Source organism: Paracoccus sp. UBA5162 (assembly GCF_002413585.1).
In the GTDB taxonomy this organism is placed as follows: Bacteria; Pseudomonadota; Alphaproteobacteria; order Rhodobacterales; family Rhodobacteraceae; genus Paracoccus.
The window spans coordinates 1-1,265 of the sequence record NZ_DHXG01000039.1 but is presented as its reverse complement, the minus strand read 5'-3'; the positions used below and the strand labels follow the sequence as shown (position 1 = coordinate 1,265).

At 62.8% G+C, this 1,265-nt stretch carries 2 protein-coding genes; both read left to right on the top strand.

Going from position 1 to position 1,265, the window contains the following annotated elements; translation table 11 throughout:
- Positions 1 to 313 precede the first annotated feature (313 nt).
- Positions 314 to 571: a hypothetical protein gene (locus tag B4A72_RS05340; RefSeq protein WP_292954754.1), complete on the top strand. Its 258-nt coding sequence runs from the start codon at positions 314 to 316 to the stop codon at positions 569 to 571.
- 45 nt (positions 572 to 616) lie between these two features.
- The coding region (locus B4A72_RS05335) for a hypothetical protein (RefSeq protein ID WP_292978196.1) at positions 617 to 1,265 on the top strand (649 nt) is incomplete at its 3' end.

The window sequence follows — 1,265 nt, the reverse complement described above, 5'->3', positions numbered from 1 at the left end:
TAATCAGTGGGTCACAGGTTCGAATCCTGTCGGGCTCACCACTAAACATCTGATATATATAAATTTATTTGGTCTTGTCGTTTTCGTCCGTCCGACGATCCGACGGCGTCCGATGTCGGACGGGGCGAAGTGTTTTCTCTGGCGCAATGTCTGCTGCTGTGGCTATTTAGGGCCAATGGGCAACCCCTCCGGGGTCCGGATGACAGCGGGAAAGACTGCCGGGTAGGCCCCCGACAAAAGCCAGGGCGGGTCCGGATGCCGGGCAACCCCTCCGAAAACTCACGGAACATCGTCAGTTTTAGGGGGCCCGTCCGTGGCTGATTATCAAGCATCTTCTGTCTGGTCCGACGCCATCACGCTGACAGCGGGCGATATCGTGCGGAACCGGGGATTGAACACGATCCTGGTCTGTGCGTCGGAACCGCCCGATCCCGATGACGCACTGGCCCTGCGCCGGGACGAACAGTTCAAGTGCGAAGCAGAGGTCATCGTTCGCATCGCGACAACAGGGAGCTGGGCCAGCACGCTGTCTGTCGCATCAGGCATCCCTGCCACAACATCAAAAGCATAGGAGCAGTGCATGCCATCAGTATCTATCGGAAAGGCATGGTCGCCCATGCTGGCCCTTGTGCCGGGAGATATCCTGCAAAACCAGGGCGCCAACCCGGTGTTGGTCAGTTCGGCCATACCGCCATCGCAGAATGAGGCAGTCGAGCTGCAGCCGTTTGAACGGATCGTGGTCCAGGCCGCCGTCGAGGTGCGGCTGGCAACGGCGGGAAATTTCCTCGGGCGCGTGAATGTCATTTCCGGCCTGCCCATCGGCAATGGAGCGTCATCCGCCAATGTCGATGTCGTCGCAAGGCAAGCTGCCGCTATCGCGGCCGGAAAGGCCGATACGACGCAGGAAAAAACACTGGCATCGGCAAGCGTGGTCAGTGGGCGCCTGATCCTGACGCGGGTCGATGGCACGACAATCGAGGTCGATCTTCCTGCCGGCGGCGCGGCCCTCGCCGCCCCTGCGGTCATCGCCGCCCCGACGATCGCCGGTGGCACGACCGAGGGCAGCATCCTCACGCGGACGGCGGGCGATGCCAGCGGCAACCCGGCGCCCGCGCGCGAAACCGTCTGGCTGCTGGACGGCGTGGCCATCGCCGGGCAGACCGGCAACACGCTGGACACGACCGGCCGCGTCGGCGTGATCACGACGCAGGATATCTGGACCAACAGCGAGGGCACGGCAACGGGCACCTCGGACGCCGTGACCA